19 protein-coding genes are annotated in these 22,444 nt (G+C 38.3%); 8 read left to right on the top strand and 11 right to left on the bottom strand.

Annotation, left to right across the window (positions count from 1 at the left end; all coding sequences use genetic code 11):
* Positions 1–2 precede the first annotated feature (2 nt).
* Positions 3–947 (top strand): glycine betaine ABC transporter substrate-binding protein, encoded by a 945-nt coding sequence (locus LGQ02_RS02355; RefSeq protein WP_226516654.1) that lies wholly within the window; start codon positions 3–5, stop codon positions 945–947.
* Between the two features lie 68 nt (positions 948–1,015).
* On the opposite strand, the gene LGQ02_RS02350 is transcribed toward LGQ02_RS02355, so the two are convergent.
* Entirely contained in the window at positions 1,016–1,345 is a 330-nt protein-coding gene (locus tag LGQ02_RS02350; protein WP_226516653.1) for a DUF4097 family beta strand repeat-containing protein, read from the bottom strand.
* Entirely contained in the window at positions 1,318–3,540 is a 2,223-nt protein-coding gene (locus LGQ02_RS02345; protein WP_226516652.1) for an ISL3 family transposase, read from the bottom strand. Before LGQ02_RS02345 ends, LGQ02_RS02350 begins: the two co-directional genes overlap by 28 nt.
* A gap of 218 nt (positions 3,541–3,758) precedes the next feature.
* Between LGQ02_RS02345 and LGQ02_RS02340 the strand changes: the two genes are divergently transcribed.
* A complete protein-coding gene (locus LGQ02_RS02340) occupies positions 3,759–4,412 on the top strand; it encodes a GerMN domain-containing protein (protein WP_226516651.1) in 654 nt (217 codons plus the stop codon).
* Positions 4,413–4,539: 127 nt separating this feature from the next.
* The gene (locus tag LGQ02_RS02335; protein WP_226516650.1) at positions 4,540–5,100 is read left to right on the top strand and encodes a flavin reductase family protein; all 561 of its coding nucleotides are present in this window, start codon (positions 4,540–4,542) and stop codon (positions 5,098–5,100) included.
* A gap of 601 nt (positions 5,101–5,701) precedes the next feature.
* Here LGQ02_RS02335 and LGQ02_RS02330 read toward each other — a convergent pair.
* The gene (locus tag LGQ02_RS02330; protein WP_226516649.1) at positions 5,702–7,828 is read right to left on the bottom strand and encodes a heavy metal translocating P-type ATPase; all 2,127 of its coding nucleotides are present in this window, start codon (positions 7,826–7,828) and stop codon (positions 5,702–5,704) included.
* Between the two features lies 1 nt (position 7,829).
* Positions 7,830–8,186 carry an ArsR/SmtB family transcription factor gene (locus tag LGQ02_RS02325; protein ID WP_226516648.1) on the bottom strand — a complete coding sequence of 119 codons (357 nt, stop codon included), beginning with the start codon at positions 8,184–8,186 and terminating at the stop codon, positions 7,830–7,832.
* A 153-nt stretch (positions 8,187–8,339) separates the two neighbouring features.
* Here LGQ02_RS02325 and LGQ02_RS02320 point away from each other — a divergent pair, with 153 nt between their 5' ends.
* Positions 8,340–8,894 (top strand): hypothetical protein, encoded by a 555-nt coding sequence (locus tag LGQ02_RS02320; protein WP_226516647.1) that lies wholly within the window; start codon positions 8,340–8,342, stop codon positions 8,892–8,894.
* 301 nt (positions 8,895–9,195) lie between these two features.
* On the opposite strand, the gene LGQ02_RS02315 is transcribed toward LGQ02_RS02320, so the two are convergent.
* Both LGQ02_RS02315 and LGQ02_RS02310 read right to left on the bottom strand, forming a co-directional pair.
* Complete coding sequence (locus LGQ02_RS02315) at positions 9,196–10,212, bottom strand: F510_1955 family glycosylhydrolase (RefSeq protein ID WP_226516646.1); 1,017 nt, start codon at positions 10,210–10,212, stop codon at positions 9,196–9,198.
* Positions 10,213–10,333: 121 nt separating this feature from the next.
* On the bottom strand, positions 10,334–10,942 hold the full coding sequence (locus tag LGQ02_RS02310) for a hypothetical protein (protein WP_226516645.1): 609 nt from the start codon (positions 10,940–10,942) through the stop codon (positions 10,334–10,336).
* A gap of 449 nt (positions 10,943–11,391) precedes the next feature.
* Here LGQ02_RS02310 and LGQ02_RS02305 point away from each other — a divergent pair, with 449 nt between their 5' ends.
* A complete protein-coding gene (locus tag LGQ02_RS02305) occupies positions 11,392–12,285 on the top strand; it encodes a DUF2628 domain-containing protein (protein ID WP_226516644.1) in 894 nt (297 codons plus the stop codon).
* Between the two features lie 15 nt (positions 12,286–12,300).
* On the opposite strand, the gene csaA is transcribed toward LGQ02_RS02305, so the two are convergent.
* Positions 12,301–12,633 carry a chaperone CsaA gene (gene csaA / locus LGQ02_RS02300; protein ID WP_226518192.1) on the bottom strand — a complete coding sequence of 111 codons (333 nt, stop codon included), beginning with the start codon at positions 12,631–12,633 and terminating at the stop codon, positions 12,301–12,303.
* A gap of 308 nt (positions 12,634–12,941) precedes the next feature.
* On the opposite strand from csaA, the gene LGQ02_RS02295 reads away from it, so the two are divergent.
* Together LGQ02_RS02295 and LGQ02_RS02290 are read left to right on the top strand one after the other, a co-directional pair.
* Positions 12,942–13,514, top strand: coding sequence for an NADPH-dependent FMN reductase (locus LGQ02_RS02295; RefSeq protein ID WP_226516643.1), 573 nt, complete (start codon positions 12,942–12,944; stop codon positions 13,512–13,514).
* Positions 13,515–13,838: 324 nt separating this feature from the next.
* Positions 13,839–15,740 (top strand): BCCT family transporter, encoded by a 1,902-nt coding sequence (locus tag LGQ02_RS02290; RefSeq protein WP_226516642.1) that lies wholly within the window; start codon positions 13,839–13,841, stop codon positions 15,738–15,740.
* Between the two features lie 59 nt (positions 15,741–15,799).
* Here the strand turns inward: LGQ02_RS02290 and iadA are convergent, their stop codons facing one another.
* The 4 genes from iadA to LGQ02_RS02270 form a co-directional block, all read right to left on the bottom strand.
* The gene (iadA, locus tag LGQ02_RS02285) at positions 15,800–16,975 is read right to left on the bottom strand and encodes a beta-aspartyl-peptidase (RefSeq protein ID WP_226516641.1); all 1,176 of its coding nucleotides are present in this window, start codon (positions 16,973–16,975) and stop codon (positions 15,800–15,802) included.
* A 32-nt stretch (positions 16,976–17,007) separates the two neighbouring features.
* A complete protein-coding gene (gene yfcC, locus LGQ02_RS02280) occupies positions 17,008–18,507 on the bottom strand; it encodes a putative basic amino acid antiporter YfcC (protein ID WP_226516640.1) in 1,500 nt (499 codons plus the stop codon).
* Positions 18,508–19,296: 789 nt separating this feature from the next.
* Positions 19,297–19,692 carry a fluoride efflux transporter CrcB gene (crcB, locus tag LGQ02_RS02275; protein ID WP_226516639.1) on the bottom strand — a complete coding sequence of 132 codons (396 nt, stop codon included), beginning with the start codon at positions 19,690–19,692 and terminating at the stop codon, positions 19,297–19,299.
* Positions 19,689–20,099, bottom strand: a complete 411-nt coding sequence (locus LGQ02_RS02270) for a fluoride efflux transporter FluC (RefSeq protein WP_226516638.1) — start codon at positions 20,097–20,099, stop codon at positions 19,689–19,691. Before LGQ02_RS02270 ends, crcB begins: the two co-directional genes overlap by 4 nt.
* Positions 20,100–20,364: 265 nt before the next feature.
* Between LGQ02_RS02270 and LGQ02_RS02265 the strand changes: the two genes are divergently transcribed.
* Complete coding sequence (locus LGQ02_RS02265) at positions 20,365–22,413, top strand: flagellar assembly protein A (protein ID WP_226516637.1); 2,049 nt, start codon at positions 20,365–20,367, stop codon at positions 22,411–22,413.
* Positions 22,414–22,444: the final 31 nt, after the last annotated feature.

Below are 22,444 nucleotides of genomic sequence, written 5' to 3'. Positions count from 1 at the left end.
TTTTGACACTTAAAAAGTTTGGTTTAATTACAGGTTTATCACTGACTCTTATCGCAGCCGGCTGTGGCGCAGATGATGAGGGAGACACTACTGACATTGATGAAAATGCTGGTGGAGAAGATACTACAGAAGAAAATGGTGAAGACACTGCAGAAACAAATGTAGGTGAAGAGTTAGACTACACAATCACTGGTATTGACGCTGGTGCTGGAATCATGGCTGCTGCTGATGATATGTTAGAAGTTTATGGTCTTGAAGATTGGAACGTATCTGCAAGCTCTGATGCTGCAATGACTCAAGCACTTGGAGACGCTTATGAAAACGAAGAGCCAATCATCGTAACTGGCTGGACTCCACACTGGAAGTTCGCTGCATATGACTTAAAGTACCTAGAAGATCCTGAAGGAGTATTCGGTGATGCTGAATTTATCAACACATTCGCTCGTGAAGGGTTAGAAGAAGAACACCCATCTGCTTACCAAGTTCTTGAAAACTTCTATTGGACAGAAGAAGACATGGGTGAAATTATGATGGCAATCGAAGAAGGTCAAGGTGACGCTGAAGCTGCTCGCGAATGGGTAGACAATAACCAAGACACTGTTGCTGAGTGGACTGAAGGCGTTGACACTGTTGATGGCGATTCTATTGAACTAGTATTTGTTGCTTGGGATTCTGAAATCGCATCTACAAACATGATGGCAGCTGTTCTTGAAGACTTAGGATATGATGTAACAATTACTCCACTTGAAGCAAACTTCATGTTCCAAGCTGTTGCATCTGGTGAAGCAGACGCAATGGTTGCTGCATGGTTGCCTGCAACACACGCACACTTAGTTGAAGATTATGGTGACGATATTGTAGATTTAGGTGAAAACTTAGATGGTGCAAAAGTTGGTCTAGTTGTTCCGGCGTATATGGATATCGATTCAATTGAAGATTTACAATAAGATTTGTTATTCCCCTTTATAACAATATAGAAAAGGAGTCACTCGCATTTCATCCGAGTGACTCCTTTTTACTTGTGGTTAACTTGAATCGATCCGTTACTCCCTCTCAGTTTAATGTAATGTACCCCATCACCAAGTGTAGAACTGCCTTGTGAATTCTCTTTAATGATACGCCCTTCATACTCCCTTACCCAAGGGATATTCCCACTCACCTTACCATTGTTCGTTTCAGCATCAATCACAGCATCTATTTGTCTTGGAAGATTGACTCTAATCCTTCCGTTGGTTGTCCTGACTTCCCACTCCCCGCCAACATAGCTACTAGTTATGTCAATCGCACCATTTGTTCCTCGAACAAATAGGCTCTCTGTCAATTGTTGTGGTGCAGAAATTCCCAATTCTCTCTACCCATGCGGTAAACCGCATGGGATCTAACCATTTGTCTCCACAAAATCTTCATTCGTAATCTCTCAAAGCTTTTAATTCCATATGACATCCTCTTCGTTACTTTCGTTGTATTATTCACACCTTCAATGTAGCCATTGTTATAAGGATACATAAACGATTGGAGGATCTCTGTTTGCCATCTCTTAAACATTTTTACTACCCTTTGAAATGAAGGAATGCCGGACTCTTCCACAAAGGTATACCATGCTTCTAAACCAACTTTCGCATTCTCTGGTGTACTCTGTTTAAACCATTGGTCTAGCGCATTTTTCACTTCATATGCCTGTCTTAACTGTGGGTGTGCTTGTAATAGCTTTTCTACCTTCGCTTTGCCTTTCTCATCAAGCTTTTCAGGTGACTTCCATAAGAGTTCTTTACATCGTTTAAGCTTAATACGAGGGTCTTTTTGTAACTCATTCTGTAGTTCACGTCGCACTTCATCAAATGCCCAGTACCCGTGACGCATGAAATGAAACCGATCAGCTATGATTAGTGGACTCCCTAATTGTCTACGTACTGCTTCTTTAAATGCTTTGGATAAGTCTATAACAACGATCTCTACCTTACCGGTGTCGCATTCTTTAAAGTAATTTTCAATCGTTTTCACTTTTCGATCCGGTAATATATCAATGATATGTCGATTTTCTACATCAACGATCACAGTTTGGTACTTTTCTTTACCTGCATCTCCCTTAAACTCATCAATCGCAATCGCTCTTGGAAGGACTTTGTTTACAGTTATCTTCCGTTTGTCAAATAGGCGGAGGTAACGATTCGTACTCATTCCTGAGATTCTAGCTGCGTGTGTAAAACTCATTTCAGAACATAAGGATAACGCTTCTTGAGCAAGCATTGATGTATGTCGTTGGTATTTATCTAGAAAAGATAACTTCTCAAAAAATGCATGGCCACAGTTCATACAACGATATCTGCGTTTCCTTAATTGTAAGTAAACCTTTTTCTCTGCTATCTGAGCTCCTTGAATCGATTGCATTCTATATCCATGGATTCGCTTTGTCTTCTCTTTACATTTTGGGCACTTTTGTTTTCGGACTTCGCTATGAAGTTCAAACCAAAAGCACTGTTCTTCTTCTCCTGAATCAAATACGAATACATGCTTGTCTTTAATCCCTAATAACTTTGTGATAAAATCTAGTTGCACCTTAATTCTCTCCTTGTTTCTTTTTGTGTGGTAACTCAAGGTTAACAAAAAGAGAGAATTGGGTGCTATTTTTTTGTCTTTTTTTAGATCAAAGAGAAACATTGATCCGATAAGGGTGACCACAACATTCAGTATAGAACCAACAAATACATCTCCAAATACTTCATCGACTTCAATTTTTCCATTCGTCGTAACGGCATGTAGTTGACCGCCAATATCAGCAATTATTAACTTCGCATTCGTGCTTTGTACTTCTATATTTCCTTCGACTTCTTTTACATTTACCTCTCCATTTGTTGTATGAACCTGAACGTCACGCTGTATCGATTCCACACTAACCTTTCCATTTGTAACATCAATATTTAGATTTGCAGACTTTGGTACAAAAATTTTAAAATCAATAAAAACATTATTAGAACTAGAAAACCATGATGAAACACTTGTCTGAGAAATCGTATAATAAAATTTTTCTTCGGAATGTTCAATTGATAAAGCTTCTTCATAAGCCACCTTTAAATCATCAACATGATTGTGATTCGATTTCACATCGCCCGTTAAAGTAATCACGTCTCCTTCGACTCCTTCAACAGTGATATTTGCGTTTGGAATTTGAAAGAGAATCTCTTCTAAATCTGATGTTGATGCAAATGTTTCTTCAATTGTTATCGATGTGTTATAGCCCCCTCCTACAAAAGAGAACACATCAGTAAATCCTAATTTTTGTAAGGTAGAAAATCCGCTGATCATTAGCATGACAACAAACAAGAAAGCAATTAGCCCGCCATCAAAAGATAATGGTCGATCCTCTTCCTTATGTTTTAACTTATAAATAAACTCAATCCCTAAAGCAATAAGCAAGATCGGCCACATATATGAAATAATTGCACCCATTTCCCCACCTATTACATTCGATACAATCCAAAGAACACCTAATAAAATGAAGAAAAAACCAGCAGTGATTCGCCCAACTTTTGTACTTTTCACTTCAACCCCCCCTTCATTTCGTTCTATAAACTATCATACATCGAATCTCGGTGGTTTCCATCCTTTTTGATGCTAATATTAAAGTGAGTCTTTCGACATAATTTCTAGATTTTTGCACTCCACATATATTTTTCATGCTATATTTGTAACATCTACTCGAATTAGTCGACTAACTAAGTGATTAAGAAAATGAATATTCACAAAAGGAAGTGATCATCATGAAAAAAATGAAATGGTTATTGTTAAGTTTAAGCTTTGTTCTCGTACTAGCTGCTTGTGGTCAAGGTGACGATATAGAAGAGCAAGACCCAGCAGATGAAACAACCGGTTCACCAACAGATGAAGAAGTCGAAAGCGGCACAGAAGACGATGAGAACAGTGAAGTTGATACAGCAGAGTCAAGTGAAGCGACAGAAGAAGAGGAAGATGCAACCGAAGAAGACGTTGCAATGATTGATAACCTCTCACTATATTTCGCTGACGATCAATTAATGGCGACTTATAGATTAGAAACCGATTATTCTGTTACAGACAATGAAGCTGGAGCGAAAGAAGCGATGGACCTTTGGGTTGCAGGGCCAAATGCAGATAGCTTAATCGGCCTTTTACCTGACAGTGTACAAGTTCAATCTGTTACGTTTGAAGGAGATACTGCATACATTTCATTCAGTAACGACATCCTTGGTGCTAACTTAGGATCTTCAGGAGAGCTAATGTTAACTGAGCAAATCGCGATGGTAATGGAGCAATTTGGGTTTAACCAAACAATGATTTTAGTAGATGAAGAAACACCTGAGACATTCTTAGGTCATATGGATGCATCAGAACCAATTGAAGCAAATTCTCCAGAAGAATACGAGCTTCATGAATAATTGATGGCTATCGGTTGTCCAATGTATTTCATACGTTGGACAACCTTTTTTTCTGCACAAATATATCGATTGTTTTATAATACACGTGAGGGGAAAATAATTTTTACTTGAAAGGAGTTCTACTGCAATGTTAAAAAGTACAAATGAAACAGTGCTTCATTGTTATCCAGGCCTTGTCGCACTCGTAACAGCAAAACATGAAGGGGTTCAAAACATCATGGCTGCCGGATGGCACTCATACATTTCCTATGATCCACCGATCTATGGAGTCGCAATTGCTGAAGAGCGCTTCACTCACCATTTAGTCGAAGGTAGCAAAGGTTACGCAATTAACTTCGTTCCGGCTGAGTATGCCCATTATATCGAAAGATCTGGGAAACTCACTGGAAAAGATGGGGACAAGTTTCGCGAGATTGGCGCCGAATGGATAGAAGGAGACGTGGTCAGTGCACCAATCCTTAAAGATGCCTATGTCGCTTATGAATGTGAAGTTATCGATATCAATACATATGGTGATCACGATTGGATTGTCGGCAACATTCGAAAGTTCCACCAAGACAAAAGCAAATTTAATGAGAGTGGCTTACCGGATTTCGAAAAACTTCAATTACCGCTATACTTAGGGCGATCAAATTATTTAATTGCTGACACAACAACTACATTAAAAAAAATTGATATGAAAAAATAATCGTTAACAACCGTCTCCGGTTACACTTTTTTAACTCAGGTGTTTACGGAGACTTTTTTCTATTTACAGCCCTCGTACTGTTTTGTCTATTATTCTAGCGGTACTGACATAAAGAAAACTCGCCGATTGGCGAGCCTTGGGCGAAGACAGAGGCGTTAGTTGAACTTATACTTAGTTCTTAAAAATTTTCTCTACGTCGATCTACTTCTTCGCTAAAATTTTATCAATTCTTAACGTGTAAACAAAACTTGGCTTATCGTTAAAGAGATTCTTAGTAAGTGAAGTGTGCTTACTTAGAAGCTCTTATGCTTTAGTGCAAGTCCTAATGGCGAAAGCCTTAGTTGCCACAAGCATAACTCCATTGATTAAACTACGAGTTGCGACGAGTAACCACAGGAGCAACGAGCATTCGCTTCTCCGAATATTCTTCGAGCTGCCTCGACGCATCATCTTCCATGAAGTGCTTGAAGAGGAAGAGGCACGTAGTCTGCGACGAGTAACCGCAGGAGCAGTTACTTTAATCCTTTAGCAAAGTTAAAAATTCTTAAAGTGTAAGAAGAAGGTATACCAAAAGCTAGGCTTTGTATATATCCTCTCTTCTCTATTTATTTAAACTTTGTTTTACCTTCATCAAGCGAATGCTATTTAAAGTAACGAGTAATGTTGCTCCCATATCAGCAAAAATAGCGATCCATAATGTCAGCCATCCGAATGGTACTAGCATGAGAGCAAGTATTTTAATAGCAAGTGAAAAGATGATGTTTTGTTTAATGATTTTTAATGTTTTTTTACTTAAATCAACTAAGTATGGGAGCTTTTCAAGTTGGTCTCCCATCAAGGCGATATCGGCTGTTTCTAATGCGACATCTGTCCCGGCTGATCCCATTGCGATTCCAATATCGGATGCCGCGAGGGCCGGGGCATCGTTCATCCCATCTCCAACCATGGCAGTAATATATCCTTGCTCTTTCAAACGAGTAACAGCTTCGACTTTTTGCTCTGGTAGAAGGTGAGATTTGACCATGGTCACTCCCGCCTTTTTGCCAATTGCTTCAGCAGTAAACTGCTGATCACCGGTTAACATAACAATTTCTTCAATTCCTTTTTCACGTAACTTTTCTAGGATAGGATTTGTGCCCTTTCGAACTTCATCCCTTAAAGCAAATAGGCCGAAAAATTCATATTCACTTCCAATAACGACGACTGTTTTTCCTTCCTTTTGCAATTGATCAACTTTTTCTGACCAGTTCTTATTTAAAACATTTGGAAACGTATTTTCTACAAAGGTTGGGCTCCCAATGAATACAAAACCACCATTGACCACTGCCCCCATTCCTTTTCCTGTATACGTTTCTGACTTTTCAACAACCCATTCTGGCAGCTTTATATTTTCTTGAATCGTTTTCCGTACGATCGCTTCTGCAATTGGGTGTGTCGAGTATCGTTCGATTGCAAGAGCATACTCAAGTAATCTACTCCGTTCAATAGATTGTGCTGGGACGACATCTGTGACTTCTGGCATACCACGTGTTAAGGTTCCTGTTTTATCAAATGCGATTGCATTTATTTCTCCTATCTTCTCCAAATACATACCGCCTTTAATAAGAACCCCATTTTTCGCACTGTTTCCAATTGCAGTCACGATAGCCACTGGTGTTGAAATCACAAGTGCACATGGACAACCAACGACTAGTGTTGCTAACCCTAAGTAGATCCATTCGCTCCAGTCAGCTGCAAACATCATAGGTGGGACCATCATTACGAGAAAAGCGATAACAATAATTGCAGGTGTATAATACTTTGCAAATTTATCGATAAATTGCTGAGCAGGTGCTCTTTCTTCTTGAGCTTCCTCCACTAACCTTATAATCTTTGCTAATGTTGTATCTTCCGAGTGTTTTGTAACACGAACTTCTAACACACCTTCTTCATTTAGTGTACCAGCAAAAACATTGTCATCCTGTTCTTTTGTAACAGGAACACTCTCTCCAGTAATTGATGCTTCATTGACAGCTGAAGACCCTTTCAACACTTTTCCATCTAGAGGAATTTGTTCCCCTGGTCGGACGATGATACAGTCACCTACTTTTACATCTTTTATTGGAATAATATTTTCTCTATGCTTACCAAGGACAACTGCTTCTTTCGGTACTTTTTCTATTAGAGAGTGAATGGAGCGCCTCGCTCGGTCCATCGAATATGTCTCAAGTGCTTCACTAATTGCAAATAAAATGACGACGATTGCACCTTCCCCCCATTCTCCAATCAGTACCGCACCAATAATAGCTATAGTCATTAACGTTTTCATGTCAAACTGCAGTTTTGCTAAATTTTTAAACCCTTGTATAAATAGACGATAACCACCAATGGTCATTGCTAATAAAAATATTGTCATTGTGGCGGGATGTTCTTCACCATATTTAAAAAGAAAAATCCATCCAACAGTCACAAGAACTGCAGAAATCATAACAAAGATATTACTTCTCTCTTTCCAAAAAGGAACATTCTCTTGCATACGTTCAGATTCCTTACGAAGCTTTAATCCTTCAAATGCACCGGCTTTTTCTAATTCTTTAACAGTTGGTGTACCTTCTACAGCAATTTTTCCCGATGAAAAATAAACTTTTGCATCCTGTACACTTGGCAAGTCTTTCACATTCTGCTCGAACTGAGCAGCACAACTCGCTCATGTAAATCCTCGAACAATATAAATCTCTTTTTCAGCCATATCAATTCACCTCAATACGTTGCTTAAATGCAACGTCAATTAGTGACTCAATTTGCTCGTTTTCTATACGGTAAAAAGCTAGTTTGCCTTCTTTTCGATAATGTAGAACGCCTTGTTTTTTGAGAGTTCGCAAATGATGTGAAGCTGTTGCAACAGAAGAATCGATAATATTAGCCACATCACATACACACAACTCTCCTTTTTTCATAAGTGCATATAATATGGTTAACCTCGTCGGGTCCGCTAGTGCTTTGAAAACTACGCTGATTGTACGAATTTCTTCCACATTTATTTGAGACTTTGCGCTTGTTACTTTCTCTTCATCATAACAATAGATTTCACACGTATCCTTCACCATACAACTTCCTTCCTTTTCATTCTAATATATATTTGATTATATATATTATGAAAACTATATTCAAATGACAGTTTGAATATAAGGCTTGTCATATTAGAACATCATGACTCATATGAATAGATGAGCCTGTTTTAAGGTATTGGAGGAATTGCCATGTTTCTTTATATTATTCTCTTTATTATTCCGTTACTTTTATATGTGTACGCTGTACAAAAGCGTAGCAAAACACGTACAAAGATGGAAAAAATGATGGTTTCTATGGGTGGAGCAATGTTGTTTGGATTAACACTTGGTTTGTATATCGGAGGAATATTTCATGGGAGCTTCTTTCTCTCAGTTATTGTCGCTACATTGTTATCTGTTCTAGCTGGAATGATCATTGGAGGACCTCACGGCTCCCTCTCTCTTATGGAAGGGATCTTCTCAGGTGGGATGGCTGGGTTAATGGGGGCAATGACTGCTGAAATGTTAATGCCTCAAGAAATTCGGATCTTGCTGCTATTATTTATATTACTAACCTCATTAGCAAGCTGGTGGGTCGTATATTATTGGGAAGCTGAGGAAACGTCTTCTAAACTAAAATCATTTCTTTTAAATACAATAACTTTCTTTTACCTTATTGGTGTAGCGGTAATCTTTATTACACATCCGCCGTTTGAGGAATTGCCTTTAAAGGCTCCAGATCACGAACATATCCCCCATCATTGATGTAATGAATTCCTTTGTCTTATCGACTCCATAAAGAAAACTCGCCGATTGGCGAGCCTTTAAGGCGAAGACAAAGGCGTAGTTGCACTTATACTATACACATAAAAATTTTCACTACGCCGAAATTGCTTCTTAGCTAAATTTTATACATTCTTATAGTGCAAAGAAAAAAGAGGACGTCTCCATTCAGTGAGACAGCCTCTTTTACCATATCACTTGTTAAATTCTAAACCAATAGATAGTGCGTCACTCATACAAATACCTCTAACATTTGTTTTATTCATATTCTTACAGCATTCCATTACGTACTAAAAGGAGGCAATAGTGTTTCAAAGTCTTCCATGATCATAGCCCAAAACTCTCCATGGTCTGTCGTGATATACCCATTACCATAGAATGTTGTAAAAACAATCTCACTTTCATTTTGTGGGTTTACAGCAAGATATTGAATCCCGTCTTGTTCATCCATCTCTGGTAAAGGGACTACCTCATATGATCCATCATCTGCTAACCTTAACAGTTCCATTTTCCCAGTCCATACTGCGGCATACAAATGGTCTTCATGATATGTCATACTAATAACAGGCGCATCAACGTCCATCGCCTCGAATGTATCACCATAGTCCTCAGACAAATATAGTCCTTCACTTGTTCCAACCGCAACAACATTTTCTTCATAAGGATGAACAGCAATAAAATAATTCGGGTGGTTTCCATGATCATATGATGCTTGTGGTAAATTGTTCATCTCACTTTTTGTCCATGTTTCCCCTTCATTTAACGTGTAGTGTAAACCAGTCTCTTCCATTCTGCTGCTGGGCTCTGGATTATAGACATATATTGCATTTGAATAATAGCCTGCTCCTTTGACATGGAAATCTGTTTCTTCTAATAAATCAAGATTATAAATATTTTTTCCACCATCAACACTTTTAACTAGGCCTAATGGATCCTTTCCTTCAAATTTCGTGTCTGAACCTGGGTGACCGCTTGAATAAAAACCGTCGCTTACAGCATTAAAGCCCATGTAATCATTCAATTCTCCACTCGTTGTAAACCATCTACCTTCATCATTTAAAAGCAAACCTTCATGTGTTGCAAAATAAATGATGCCTTCATTGCCAGCAAACCCTAATCCGTGAATATGAGAAATGTCTACATTCTCTTCTTCAATAAAGAAATCATCCTCATCTAATTGAACTGATGCAGCTTCTAATTCATCAGGGGCATCAATTTGTGCATCATCGTTTTCTCCACATGCACCTAATAAAACAAGTGCTACAGTTATTGCAAAGCTTAATTTATTTATATTCTTCATAGGCAATTACCTCCTCTTTGTTGTTTATTCTTCTACAATTCACCTTGAAAATATGACGAAAACATGAAGAAAAATCCAACTTAAAACATATTATTACCTTTACTCATTTCCTTATCAAAAGTTATGCCTCAATAAAAATCACCTTTATTAATTCTCGAGTTTGCTCCGGAGAAGTTATCCCCGCTTCAGCTGTAATTAACAAGTCATAATAAACGCCATCCTTATACCTATTAATCACCCATTGATGATCTCGGTTTAATACAAGGAAGCTTTCACCTTCGATCTCCCATTCTTCTGTTTCCGCAAAATCTGAAATAAGCCGAGTAAAGCCGTCTTGACCAATACTTAAATGTGCGTAATAGTCAAAGTACGAGTGGTAATACACTTGTCGTACCGTTTTCCCTTCAAGAGCATTTCGTTCATTAAATTGATGTAATGCTTCTTCTTGAACTTCATTTTCTGGTGCCTTTCTTCCAAACGTAAATGAATATCGATGCGGCACCTCTGAATATCCGTGGTTTTCCGGTTGTTCGAAGTCTTGGTATTTATGCTCAACATTCGCAGATAACGCTACGATATCCCATTCACCAGGATAATGAAATGGATGATAGGTAAACTTCTCATGAATATGATCAAACGGAAATGTGTTCTTTTCAGTTGGCGTTTCATTTTCTTGACATGCGGACAAAATAAATAGCATGAAAAAAATAAAAAAAGCAAAATGACGCATGTGTATATATACCACCTTTATGAATGTTACATATATTAGAATCAATTTCATAACTCAAAATATGATGCGCTTTCCCGAGGGCTTGTCTTCAGCTAACTTAGGCTCGACAATCCTTCGCCTAAGTGGATCTTCAGCTCGTTGCTCCTGCGGTTACTCGTCGCAGATAAACAGTGTTCCTGCGGTTACTCGTCGCAGCTCGAAGCAGTTCGAAGAAGTATTGCTCGTCGCTGATCCTCTGGGAGTCGACGTCTTTTGTTACGTTCACTTCGAAATAAAACGTACATTTAATGAAAAAATCTATCATATCATTCGTTTCACTGCGCAAAAAACGTATTATGAAATTGATTCATATATTAAACAATTGTTTAAAAACAATAACCTTTTCAATATCACCCTTACGTTCTTTTCATGGTAAAATGAAAAGTGATGATTTTCAAAGGAGTATTCTTATGTATAATGACGATTTTAACAACCGCTTTCAAAAAGATGAAGCATTCCGGCAAAAGGCCCTTCACATTGTAGACAAAAATAGCAATTATTACTTCTCAAAATGGGAGAGGTCCTCTTCGCCATTAAAGTTTGCAGGGTTTAACTGGGCTGCGTTTTTCTTAAGTCCATTTTGGCTTGCTTACAGACAAATGTACGGGATGGTAATGTTGTATTTCATTCTTTATTTAATAGGAATCGTTTTAACGTCCCTTATATTACCCATGATGAACATTGAGCAAATACCGTTTGTACGACTTCTTTTTCCAATTATTATTTCTGCCTTTTTTGGGTTTAAGGGAAATGCCTTTTATGCAAAACGTATAAGAAGAATGATTACGGATGAGGAAACAATAGATAAGCCCACTGCACCACTTTTTAAAGGAAAGGGAACCTCTTGGATAGGCGCAGTGCTTGCACCCGTACTTATCGGTTTCTTATTATATTTACCAGCAGAATGGATTGAATCATATGAAACGTCATTGCCAGAAGGTGTATATGTTTACGATGCGGTCACTGGCCCACCCAAGTCATTAACAGATATAACCACGACACGCAAAGGGCACGTTCAATTTCAAAAATATGAGTCCACTATTCAACTTTTATTTTATAGTGATGAACCAATCGGAGATCGTACTTTCGAAGTAAAACTTGAATTTCGTGAAAAAGAACAAGATCCATGGGAAACCTTGCTCGAACGTCCTTATGGTTACTTTTCTTCCAACAGTGTTAATGTAACTCTGCTTGACGCCGAGCTTCCTTCCACAGCGATCGGTGAATACAGAGCAACCGTTTATATCGATGGTGTTGAAGAAGACTCAACGACCTTTGAAGTAATTATGGAAAGGGCTGAATAAACAGCCCTTTTTTTGTCAAGAAATCTTCGTTCCATTTGGAACATTTTCATCTACATTCAATAGCACAACATCGCCTTTCTCGGGGACTCCCCCCATTACTAGCACCTCTGATTTAAATCCTGCAATACGCATAGGTGGGAAATTTACGACAGCTACTATTTGTTTATTAATAATCTGATCGGGCTCGTACCTTTTAGTAATTTGTGCACTTGACTGTTTAATTCCTATTTCATCTCCAAAATCAATTCGTAACTTGATTGCAGGTACTCTCGCCTCCGGAAATGATTCAGCATTAATCACTGTCCCTACCCGCATGTCTAGTTTCATAAAGTCATCAAATGTTGCCATACTCATTATCCCTCCTTGATTAAACCATTCTTCACCCACTAAATCGTTCCTTCTAAAACCCCAAAAATCAAGAATATAAATCTTTTTGTTATACTAGTAATAATTCATTAAATTTTTATACGACTGAATGAATTTCATAACTCTAAAGATGATGCCAAAATCCGAATGATGAGCGTGAACTCCACTTCAGACGGACGCTTTCCCGAGGGCTTGTAAAAAATGCACTTATGAAATTGATTCGACTCATTTCGTTTTCTCATAGTATTACCAAACTAGATGGAACATTTACCTATTTAGGAGGGAAAGATATGTCAAGACCTTATACCGAAACGATTGCATTGATAAACGGCAGTATGAACCAAGATTCATATACTAGAAAGCTTTTAGAAAAAGTAGAATCTAGAATAAAGGAGCGAGGCTTTAAATCAACTTTTATCGATGTTAGAGAAATCAATGCACCTATATATGTTCCAGATGCTCAACCTCCAAAGTGTATCGTTGAAACCGAGGAGAAACTAATTGGCGCGGATGGGATTGTTGTTGGCTCGCCTGAATACCACGGCTCTTTTTCTGGTGCTTTAAAAAATTTACTCGATTATTACAACTCTTCACATTTTAAAGATAAACCTATTGCACTTGTTACAACAACAGGAGGAGTAAAAGCAGGCACAAACACGATGAATCATTTACGGCTTGTTTTTAGAAATTTGCATGGGCTTGTCATTCCTCCTCAATTTGCAATAAGCAAAAAAGAAGCAACTTCTGAACTATTATTCGACGATAACATGAATGCACGCCTTGAAACGCTCGTCTCTAGTCTGGAAAAAGAAATGAAGAAGAAAACACTCTATGAGAACTACTTCAACAATAAAGAAGATTAATAAATAATTACTCACCAAAATACAATGTGATGTAATCTCACTCTGCTAAAAATGAATTGGTTGACATGAAAATTGTCTCAGTGTGAGTTACACCCTTTCTTCCCTTACATAAGAAGTTGTGTTCTACACATACTAACCCCGATGATTTTTGCCAAAATTTATGACAATTCGTTACATTTTCTAGACAAAGTGGGAAAATCAATTTATCATAACCTATGTTTCCTATAAAAAGTAAGACTAGGAAAACATCATGAGAAAGAAGTCATTACATAATTTTAGAGAGGAGGCCATCCGCCCCGATTAAAAAGCGGATGAACTTTATCAATGAAGAAATTCGAATACGAAACGAAAAAGCCGAGTATCGTCTTTTATATTTCAGCCACACTCGTTGCTTTATTCGTCCTTTGGGGTGCTATTGGACCTGAATCACTCCAAGCTGTATCAGATTCTGCATTAGCATCCACATTAAATAACTTTGGCTGGTTTTATATGTTATGTACAGCACTTTTTATTGCCTTTGTTATTTTCCTAGCAGTCAGTCCTTTTGGACGCTTAAAGCTCGGTAAATCCGATGAAAAGCCTGAATATAAATTTTATACTTGGATCGGGATGCTTTTTTCTGCTGGTATTGGTGTTGGGTTTGTGTTCTGGGGGGTTGCTGAACCAGCACTGTATTACTTAGATCCACACCCTGACTACATACTTGAAAGTGATGAAGTCAAAGCGAATGTCGGTCTACGCTACGCTGTTTTCCATTGGGCATTACATCCATGGGCAATCTTTTCACTCGTTGCACTCACCTTAGCCTACGTTCAATTTAGAAAAGACCAACCAGCTTTAATTAGCTCTGCGTTCCAGCCACTATTAGGAGATAGAATATACGGACCGTTTGGAAAAGGGATTGATACACTTGCAGTCCTTGCAACGTCAACGGGGGTTGCAACGACATTCGGTTTAAGTGCATTACAAATTACAGGGGGACTTTCACATTTAACAGGAACGATCCCAAATAACGCGTTTACGCAATTAACTATCATTGCGATCGTGACAGTATTATTTATTTTCTCTGCGGCTTCAGGAATTAATAAAGGGATACGAATATTAAGTGTTATTAACTTAACAGTTGCTTCGATTCTACTCGTGTTTGTCATAATCGCGGGTCCAACGCTGTTTATTGCAGAAAGTATTGTAACGACTATTGGCGGTTATTTAGCAAATGTGACCCAAATGAGCTTAGATTTAAACCCATTTGGTGACGGTGAATGGTTAGGAATGTACACCATCTTCTTCTGGGCATGGCACATATCATGGGCACCATTTATGGGAATCTTTATCGCACGTATTTCACGCGGACGAACGATTCGTGAATTCGTAGCTGGAGTTTTAATCGTCCCTTCTCTTCTTGCAGTCATTTGGTTTACTGCTTTTGGAGGAACTGCACTTGATATGATCCTTCAAGGGAATGACCGCATTGGTGACCTTGTCGTAAATAATGTTGAAGTTGCATTGTTTGTGATGTTAAGTGAATTTGGGGTAATGGGGATTATCATGAGCATTTTAGCTGTACTCCTCATTATTATCTTCTTTATTACATCTGCTGACTCTGCCTCTTATGTATTAGGAGCAATGACAAGTGATGGAAGCTTAAATCCAAAGCTTTCCGTAAAAGTGATTTGGGGCTTCTTGATCGCTGGTACTGCAAGTGTATTATTATTAAGCGGTGGTTTGACTGGTTTACAAACGGCTTCCATTGTTGCAGCGCTTCCTTTTGCGATGATCATGATCGTCATGCTGTTCTCGTTAATCTTTATGATGGGTAAAGACTTACGAAGCGAACAGAAACTTTTCAGACGTCGACAAACGAAAAAAGTGAAAGAAGAAGTATATGGCGATATGTATGATACGATGAAAGAGAAAGTGTATGACGACATGAAAGAAGATGTATACGAACAAGTGAAAGAAGAAGTGTACGATGATATGAAAGACGATGTTTATGAACAAGTAAAAGATGAAGTGTATGATGATATGAAAGAAGAAGTATATGAACAAGTGAAAGAAGAAGTATACGATGATATGAAAGAAGAAATGTATGAAGAGTTCAAAGAAAAAGTTTATGATGACTTACGTGATGACCTTGAAGATCAACTAAGTGGAGACCTCGAGCCATCTAATGAGAAAGAAGAAACTTCTTCTGACAAGGAGAAAAACAATAAAAAAGAGAAGTAACTTTAAAAGGAGCTTGGATTGGAAAATCAAGCTCCTTTTTTTCTTATGCTACTTTTTTATTATGTTTCGAATGTCCCTTTAACAATTGGTCTCCCTTCATTAACCATCAACTGACCTAAAGCATACACTTTCTCTATTTCTAGTGAATGTTCGTCTAATAATAAGAGATCAGCATCATTCCCCTCAGTAATTTCACCTTTACCTGTTAGACCAAGAATTCTAGCTGGATTAATTGTAATTACCTTAAGTACGTCAGCTAAATCAAGACCCTCATCTTCAACGGCTTCGACAAAAGCTTCGTAGAGGGAGTGAATCTTTCCTACTTTTAACCCGATAAGACGTCCATTTTGATTAAAGTCAGGTAAACTTCCTTGCGCATCTGAAGTAAATGTCATTTGTTCAATCGGCACACCAGCGTCTAGCATACGTTTTAAAGCTTTACTGCTTTTTACTTCCCCTTCCTCTAGAAACTTCGGAACGGTACTTGTTGTAAAATCAACAAAGCCTCCCTTTTTCGCAAATTCGATCCCCTGCTCAAACAAATAAGGATTTCGATTAATATGAGTTGGATAAAATTGTTCAATTGGTATATTCGTTTCTTCGATCACCTTTTTAATAAGAGAAAGCCCATCAGAACCATCTCCAAGGTGAATGTTGACTACTCCTTTCTTTCCTGAGAGCATCCCACCAATACGTGCCTCGGAAGCTATCCGTGCAAGCTCCTTTTCTGTTGGTTGCGAAGAGCGATGGTCAGCAATCGCTATTTCCCCCGCTCCGATAATCACGTCTGTAAAAATCAAATCATCTTCAATTTTACCTGTTAAAGTACGAACGGGAATTTGATAGGAACCTGTATGCACATAACACGATATACCTTCCTCTTTCAAAGCCCTTGCCTTAGCAACAAGACTAGCCATTGTCCTCGTCGTCCCGTCAGTTCCAATCACACCTACGACAGTTGTCACACCACTTGTTGTAGCATCAGTTAGTAAAAGTTCAGGAGTACGAGTATGAAAACTCCCCTCACCTCCACCTCCTGTAATATGAACATGTCCATCAATAAATCCTGGAACAAGCACTTTCCCCTCTCCAGCGATGACTTTTACCCAATCCCATCCTTCAGGTACATCAATATGTTCAGCAATTTTTGCAATTCGCTTGTCTGCAATCAGTACATCTTTGACTCCAAGATTGGTTGGAGCATATACATGTGCATTTTTTATCAGTGTTAACAAAAAATGATTCCTCCTATTAATTTGTTACGAATTTAGTGTAGATTAATTAAAACAGCAATAACCATAAAGGTAATCGCAAGTGCAAAAATTAACAATTGAAATTTAATAATGAACTTAAACCAGATTCCCCAATCTATTCGAGCAGCACCTAGTGTTCCCATTAACGCAGCCGAAGTAGGAACGATAATATTTGTTAACCCGTCACCTAGCTGATACGCTAAAACAGCAATTTGTCGTTCTACGCCTGACATATCTGCTAAAGGTGCCATTAAAGGCATTGTTAACGCCGCTTGTCCAGATCCTGATACGACAAAGAAATTGAAAACAGACTGGAACACGAGCATTAAACTTGCTGAAATGACTTCTGGCATGTCATTAAACAATTGGCCAGCAGAGTAAAGAACTGTATTTAATACCGAAGCAGTAGCTGGATCATCTCCACCGAGGATAATCACGATCCCCTTTGCCATCCCTACAACGAGAGCTGCTGGAACTAAATCTTTCGCACCTTGTGCAAATCCTTCTGCAATATCGTTAACCCGCATATTATTTAGTTTAAAGATGACACCGATAATCCCAGCTACTAAACCAATCGTAAAGAACTGACTAGCAATTTCCGGAATATAATAAGCGTGCTGGACAACCCCCCATATAATCCATGCCACCCCTGCTACAACTGTCAAGATGACGAGAGCATGTCCTTTTGTAAAGTTTACCTTTATGTCTTTCTTTTCATATTCTTTTCTGAAATACTCATCTGATTGATATGATAACGAACGTGATGGATCTTTTCGGATTTTATTGGCATATTTCCACGTATAAAGGGTGCCTACTGCAGTAAACACAAGCCACATTACGATTCGAAATGGCGCTCCCGAAAGAACCGGGACATCAGCAACTCCTTGAGCAATCGCTACCCCGAATGGATTCATCCATGATGTAGCAAATCCAATTTGTGTGGCCACATAAGTGATCATCACTCCCACAATCGCATTATAGCCAAGAGCGACAACGAGAGGAACTAGAATCATTGCAAAAGCAATTGCTTCTTCTCCCATTCCAAACACAGCACCACCAAGAGAAAACATGAAAAACATAACCGGAATAATGAGAGCCTCTTTTCCTTTCGTATGGTCAATAACGGAAAGGATCCCTTCTTCAATCGCACGTGTACGCATAATAATTCCAAAAGCACCGCCAATGATTAAGATAAACGCAACGACCCCTACAGCGGACCCCCATTTACTTCCTGAAACAAGACCTTCAAAAACGTAATTTAAAATTCCAATTCCCCCACCTGGCTCAAAGAGGCTCGTCCCTGGTGTACCAACTTCTTCGTCTATCGTGAAGCTTTCTGGAATTAATACGGTTCTCGTTTCTTCAACCTCACCACTAGTGTAAGTAATTTCTTCCGTTTCGAATGATCCTGCCGGCACAAGGTAAGTAAGTAATGCTGCAAACAAAACGACAAAAAAGATGATCACGTATGTATGTGGCATTTCAATACCTTTTTTCTTTGTATTCTCTTCCATTCACTATTTCCTCCTTTTTTCATTATTCTTCACAAAATATTAAACGCAACTTTCATGCCAAGTTATTATCTAACTTTACCCTAGCTTTACCTCTCAAACTTAGGCAAAACTTTACCTGAACTTTTCTTATAACTTCGATCTCCTTCACTTTCTAGAGTATCCATAAGATGAAGGGCGATACTTATCTTTACATCGCTATATCGTAGTTTCTAAATCGCTACAAGTGGACATATTACAATCATGTCCTAAAATAATGCAGTATCCATAGTACAAAGGTTGTTTGGGAACTAAAAGTACAATCTCTTCTCTCATTACAGGATGTGGAGGAACAGAAATCAATCATCGATATAGGCAAACAAACAATTTTTAGAGAATAAAACAAAAGCATCCCTATGATACAGTACCAAAACTGCCCAAAAAAGAAGTTGTCTCCTTTGGACAACTTCTTTTTTCTAAAATAAATGACTTTGTTAAAAGCTAATGTTGATTTTACAAAAATACACTCGCTTGCACCTCTAGGCACAAGCGCCACGTCCTGTGGCATGCCCGGCATTAGGACATCCTTTCCGTCGAGACAACTCGATACAATAGAACTTCGACTAAAACCCCCACGTCCTGTGGGAACGTCGAAGTCACCAACGAGCGTTTACATCACGAGTAAGCTTCGAGTTGCTTCGACGGATAAACAACAGAGCCATACTAGTAGAGAAAGAGGCAGTCCTTGTGGAAGTTCGTGAAGCTGATGCTCGTCGCAGGCGTCTCGTGATTTTTGAAAATCAACAATGAAAGTTAACAGAGCCAAATAAATAAATATAATCCAATAATAAACGCCAGCGTACTTCCCACAATTGAGTAAGTTATGTATAAAATAAGCGGCTTCCACTTCTTTTTCTGAGCTAATGTAATCGCCTCGACACTAAACGTTGAAAACGTCGTAAATGCTCCGAAGAATCCGAGTCCGATGAATAAAAATGCCCATTCATCATAAATACCAGACTCTAAAAATGGAATTGACCTGTAACCAAGCGCAAAAAAGACACCAAGACCAAGAGAACCTAATATGTTTACATAAAGCATCGCTGTTGGAATTGAACGTTGCTTTGTATGCTCCTTTATCCAAACACCTAACAAATAACGAGCAACAGCACCAAGACCACCACCTAATGCAACAAGGACAATATTCATCCACTCTCACCTCTTTTCATATGCCCTTCCCCTAACTTTTGTCCGAGCATAAGCCCAATAAACGCAGCGATTATTCCCCCAATTACTGAAGCAATCATGTAAAACGTTACTGTTGTTAATGTTCCTTCATCAAAAAGAAAGACGGCATCTGCAGCTAACGTAGACATCGTCGTAAAGCCACCACAAAACCCTACTCCGATCGCTTCTTTTAAAATGACATTCATTTGCTTTATTAAAATGAATCCAGTTAGTAATCCAAGCAATAAACTTCCACTTATGTTTTCAATAATGGTCCCTAGTGGAAATAATAAAGTAGTTGTTTGTAGGTTAATTGCATATCGAAATAATGTACCTAATGCTCCACCTATAAAGATTGCCATTATCACAACTAATTGTTGTTTTTTCACCTTCCTCACCATCCTAAACAGTTTACGACTATTTTGCGAAAACCTCTAAAGGTCTTCTTTTTACAAATAAATGAAATTTTTTTATAAGTTCATGTTTGGAAATGATTTGAATCTGTGTATTTAAAAATAAAGGAACGTCTTCACACATTATTTCAATATAACACATTATATTTCATTCCAATAAATCAAGTCGCATCCTTTTTAAAGGATACTGCAAACATGATTATACCTATACGCGATTAGTTCATAAAGGTGGTGTAAAGCGATGACCGAAGAATTCATTTTCAAAGGAGAAACCGTTGACCTAGCAATTGAAAATGCATTAAAAGAATTGAATGTATCACGAGAAGGTGTCGAAATAGAAATCATTGAACAAGGCAAGAAAAAGCTTCTCGGGCTCGGGAATAAACAAGCTAAGGTGATGGTCATTGAGAAAGAGGATCATCCTTCTCCTAAAGAAGGAATACCATCATGGGAGTCCTGGCTAAAAAATCATGATGAACAAATAGAAGAAATTAATGAGCCTTCAGATGTATTCACACATACAAAAGTTGACTTAAACGGGAAAGCTTGGGTGAAGGACGCACAAATTTATTGCCAAGATACACCTGATAAAAAACCGATTGTCCAAGTACCAAAAGGAGCAACGTTATATAAAAATGGCGAAAAAGTTCATTTACAAACATACATTACTTCTAAAGATGAACTATATATTGACTTAGAGACGACTCGCGTTGAAACAAAATGGGCCGTCAAAATTAACGCAAACAAGGAAGTTGTTCAACTCCATGTTGAACCTGGTTATTATATCATTCGTCAGCTTGTAGACCAGCCTCCTCAAGAATCACTAATACTCGAAATTGAAGAAAAACGCCAAGCAAATAACGAACTAATAGCAAAAGATATCTTTGACGAATTAGAAAAAATGGGTGTATCAATTGGAATTCAAGAAGAAGAAATCACAAAAGCCTGCCGCACCAGTGAACCAAGAATATACACCATTGCTCTCGGTATTCCCCCTAAACACGGGATGGACGGAACAGTTGAATTCTCAATTGACATTGAAGAAAAAACGAAATTGTTCACAGAAGAAATTGATGGAACAATCGATTTTAGAGATTCTGTATATATTCCTTCTATTGACCGTGGACAAGTACTAGGTGTCATCGAACCTCCAACAGAAGGTGAGGACGGGATGAATGTTCTTGGTGAAATCATTCAAGCAAAAGATGGACAACCTATCATCGTAAACCCAGGAAAAGGGGTTGTGTTTCTCGAAGAAGATAACAAAATTTTAGCCATGGAATTTGGTCGACCGAAAGTAGAAACGACAGGCCAGCTTGTTCGTGTCTCTATTATGCCAAAGCTTGTTCACCGTGGAGATTTATCAATTGAAAATGGAAATATCGATTTTGTCGGAGATGTAGAAATTTTCGGTAGTGTCAATGAACAGATGATCATTGATGCCGATGGTTCAATCTATATCCATAACAGTGCAATACAAAGTACAGTCCTAGCGAAAAGTTCCGTTTTTATTCATAAACATTCGATTGGTAGCCAAATTACTGCTGGGAAAAATAATTTAATATTAACCGAGCTCGGTGATAAGCTTAAGCCATTTTTAGCTACCTTTTACCCGCTTATTAATGCAATCTCTCAGCTAAGCAAAAATCCATCGTTTCAAGCAAAATATACGGAAAACAACGGGATCGTCCCACTCATGAAAGTATTAATTGATCAAAAGTTCCCAACACTTAACAAACATGCTGTTCAGTTATTAGATGTAATAAACGAACAACAAGATACACTCGAGAAACGTTGGAAACATTTTGCAAACACCCTTTATAAAGGGATCGTTGTTTTGCATAAGGAAAGCTTTCTTAAACTAGACGATTTAATGAAATTCTACGAAGAGGGACAAGAGCTTTATGACTTCTGTCGAACGCCTGTGGAACCAAATTCAAAGGTTTCCTTATCATATGGGTTAAACAGTAATATTTATAGCAGCGGCGACATTCACATTTTCGGAAAAGGGGTATGGCATTCTGAGGTTTACAGTGAAGCAAGTGTTCAAATAAATGGAGCTTTAGTAGGGGGCGAAGTCTACGGTGAGAAAGAGGTCTATGTAAATACTGCTGGCTCTCCAACTGGTGTGAAAACAATGATAAAAGTACCTGCTACTGGAGTTATTAAGATTGATTTAGCTCACGAAGATACAATGATTCAAGTTGGTAACCGGAAACATATTTTTAAGAAAGATGAGTCAAAAGTGGTTGCAAGATTAGATGAAAATGAATTTCTCCTTCTTCATTAAGAAGAGCCTCGGATTCCCGAGGCTCTTCTAA

The organism is Bacillus shivajii (assembly GCF_020519665.1).
Taxonomy (GTDB): Bacteria; Bacillota; Bacilli; order Bacillales; family Salisediminibacteriaceae; genus Bacillus_CA; species Bacillus_CA shivajii.
Note: the sequence above shows the minus strand (reverse complement) of the source record. Positions and strands in the feature narration are given on the sequence as shown.

What these genes read in the sequence shown, in the direction of transcription:
- LGQ02_RS02290 (WP_226516642.1), top strand. Translation starts at nt 13,839, where the DNA reads ATGAAGAAATTCGAATACGAAACGAAAAAGCCGAGTATCGTCTTTTAT.
- LGQ02_RS02320 (WP_226516647.1), top strand. Translation starts at nt 8,340, where the DNA reads ATGTTTCTTTATATTATTCTCTTTATTATTCCGTTACTTTTATATGTG.
- csaA (WP_226518192.1), bottom strand. Translation starts at nt 12,633, where the DNA reads ATGGCAACATTTGATGACTTTATGAAACTAGACATGCGGGTAGGGACA.
- LGQ02_RS02335 (WP_226516650.1), top strand. Translation starts at nt 4,540, where the DNA reads ATGTTAAAAAGTACAAATGAAACAGTGCTTCATTGTTATCCAGGCCTT.
- LGQ02_RS02325 (WP_226516648.1), bottom strand. Translation starts at nt 8,186, where the DNA reads ATGGTGAAGGATACGTGTGAAATCTATTGTTATGATGAAGAGAAAGTA.
- LGQ02_RS02265 (WP_226516637.1), top strand. Translation starts at nt 20,365, where the DNA reads ATGACCGAAGAATTCATTTTCAAAGGAGAAACCGTTGACCTAGCAATT.
- LGQ02_RS02315 (WP_226516646.1), bottom strand. Translation starts at nt 10,212, where the DNA reads ATGAAGAATATAAATAAATTAAGCTTTGCAATAACTGTAGCACTTGTT.
- crcB (WP_226516639.1), bottom strand. Translation starts at nt 19,692, where the DNA reads ATGAATATTGTCCTTGTTGCATTAGGTGGTGGTCTTGGTGCTGTTGCT.
- yfcC (WP_226516640.1), bottom strand. Translation starts at nt 18,507, where the DNA reads ATGGAAGAGAATACAAAGAAAAAAGGTATTGAAATGCCACATACATAC.
- LGQ02_RS02295 (WP_226516643.1), top strand. Translation starts at nt 12,942, where the DNA reads ATGTCAAGACCTTATACCGAAACGATTGCATTGATAAACGGCAGTATG.
- LGQ02_RS02305 (WP_226516644.1), top strand. Translation starts at nt 11,392, where the DNA reads ATGTATAATGACGATTTTAACAACCGCTTTCAAAAAGATGAAGCATTC.
- LGQ02_RS02340 (WP_226516651.1), top strand. Translation starts at nt 3,759, where the DNA reads ATGAAAAAAATGAAATGGTTATTGTTAAGTTTAAGCTTTGTTCTCGTA.
- LGQ02_RS02310 (WP_226516645.1), bottom strand. Translation starts at nt 10,942, where the DNA reads ATGCGTCATTTTGCTTTTTTTATTTTTTTCATGCTATTTATTTTGTCC.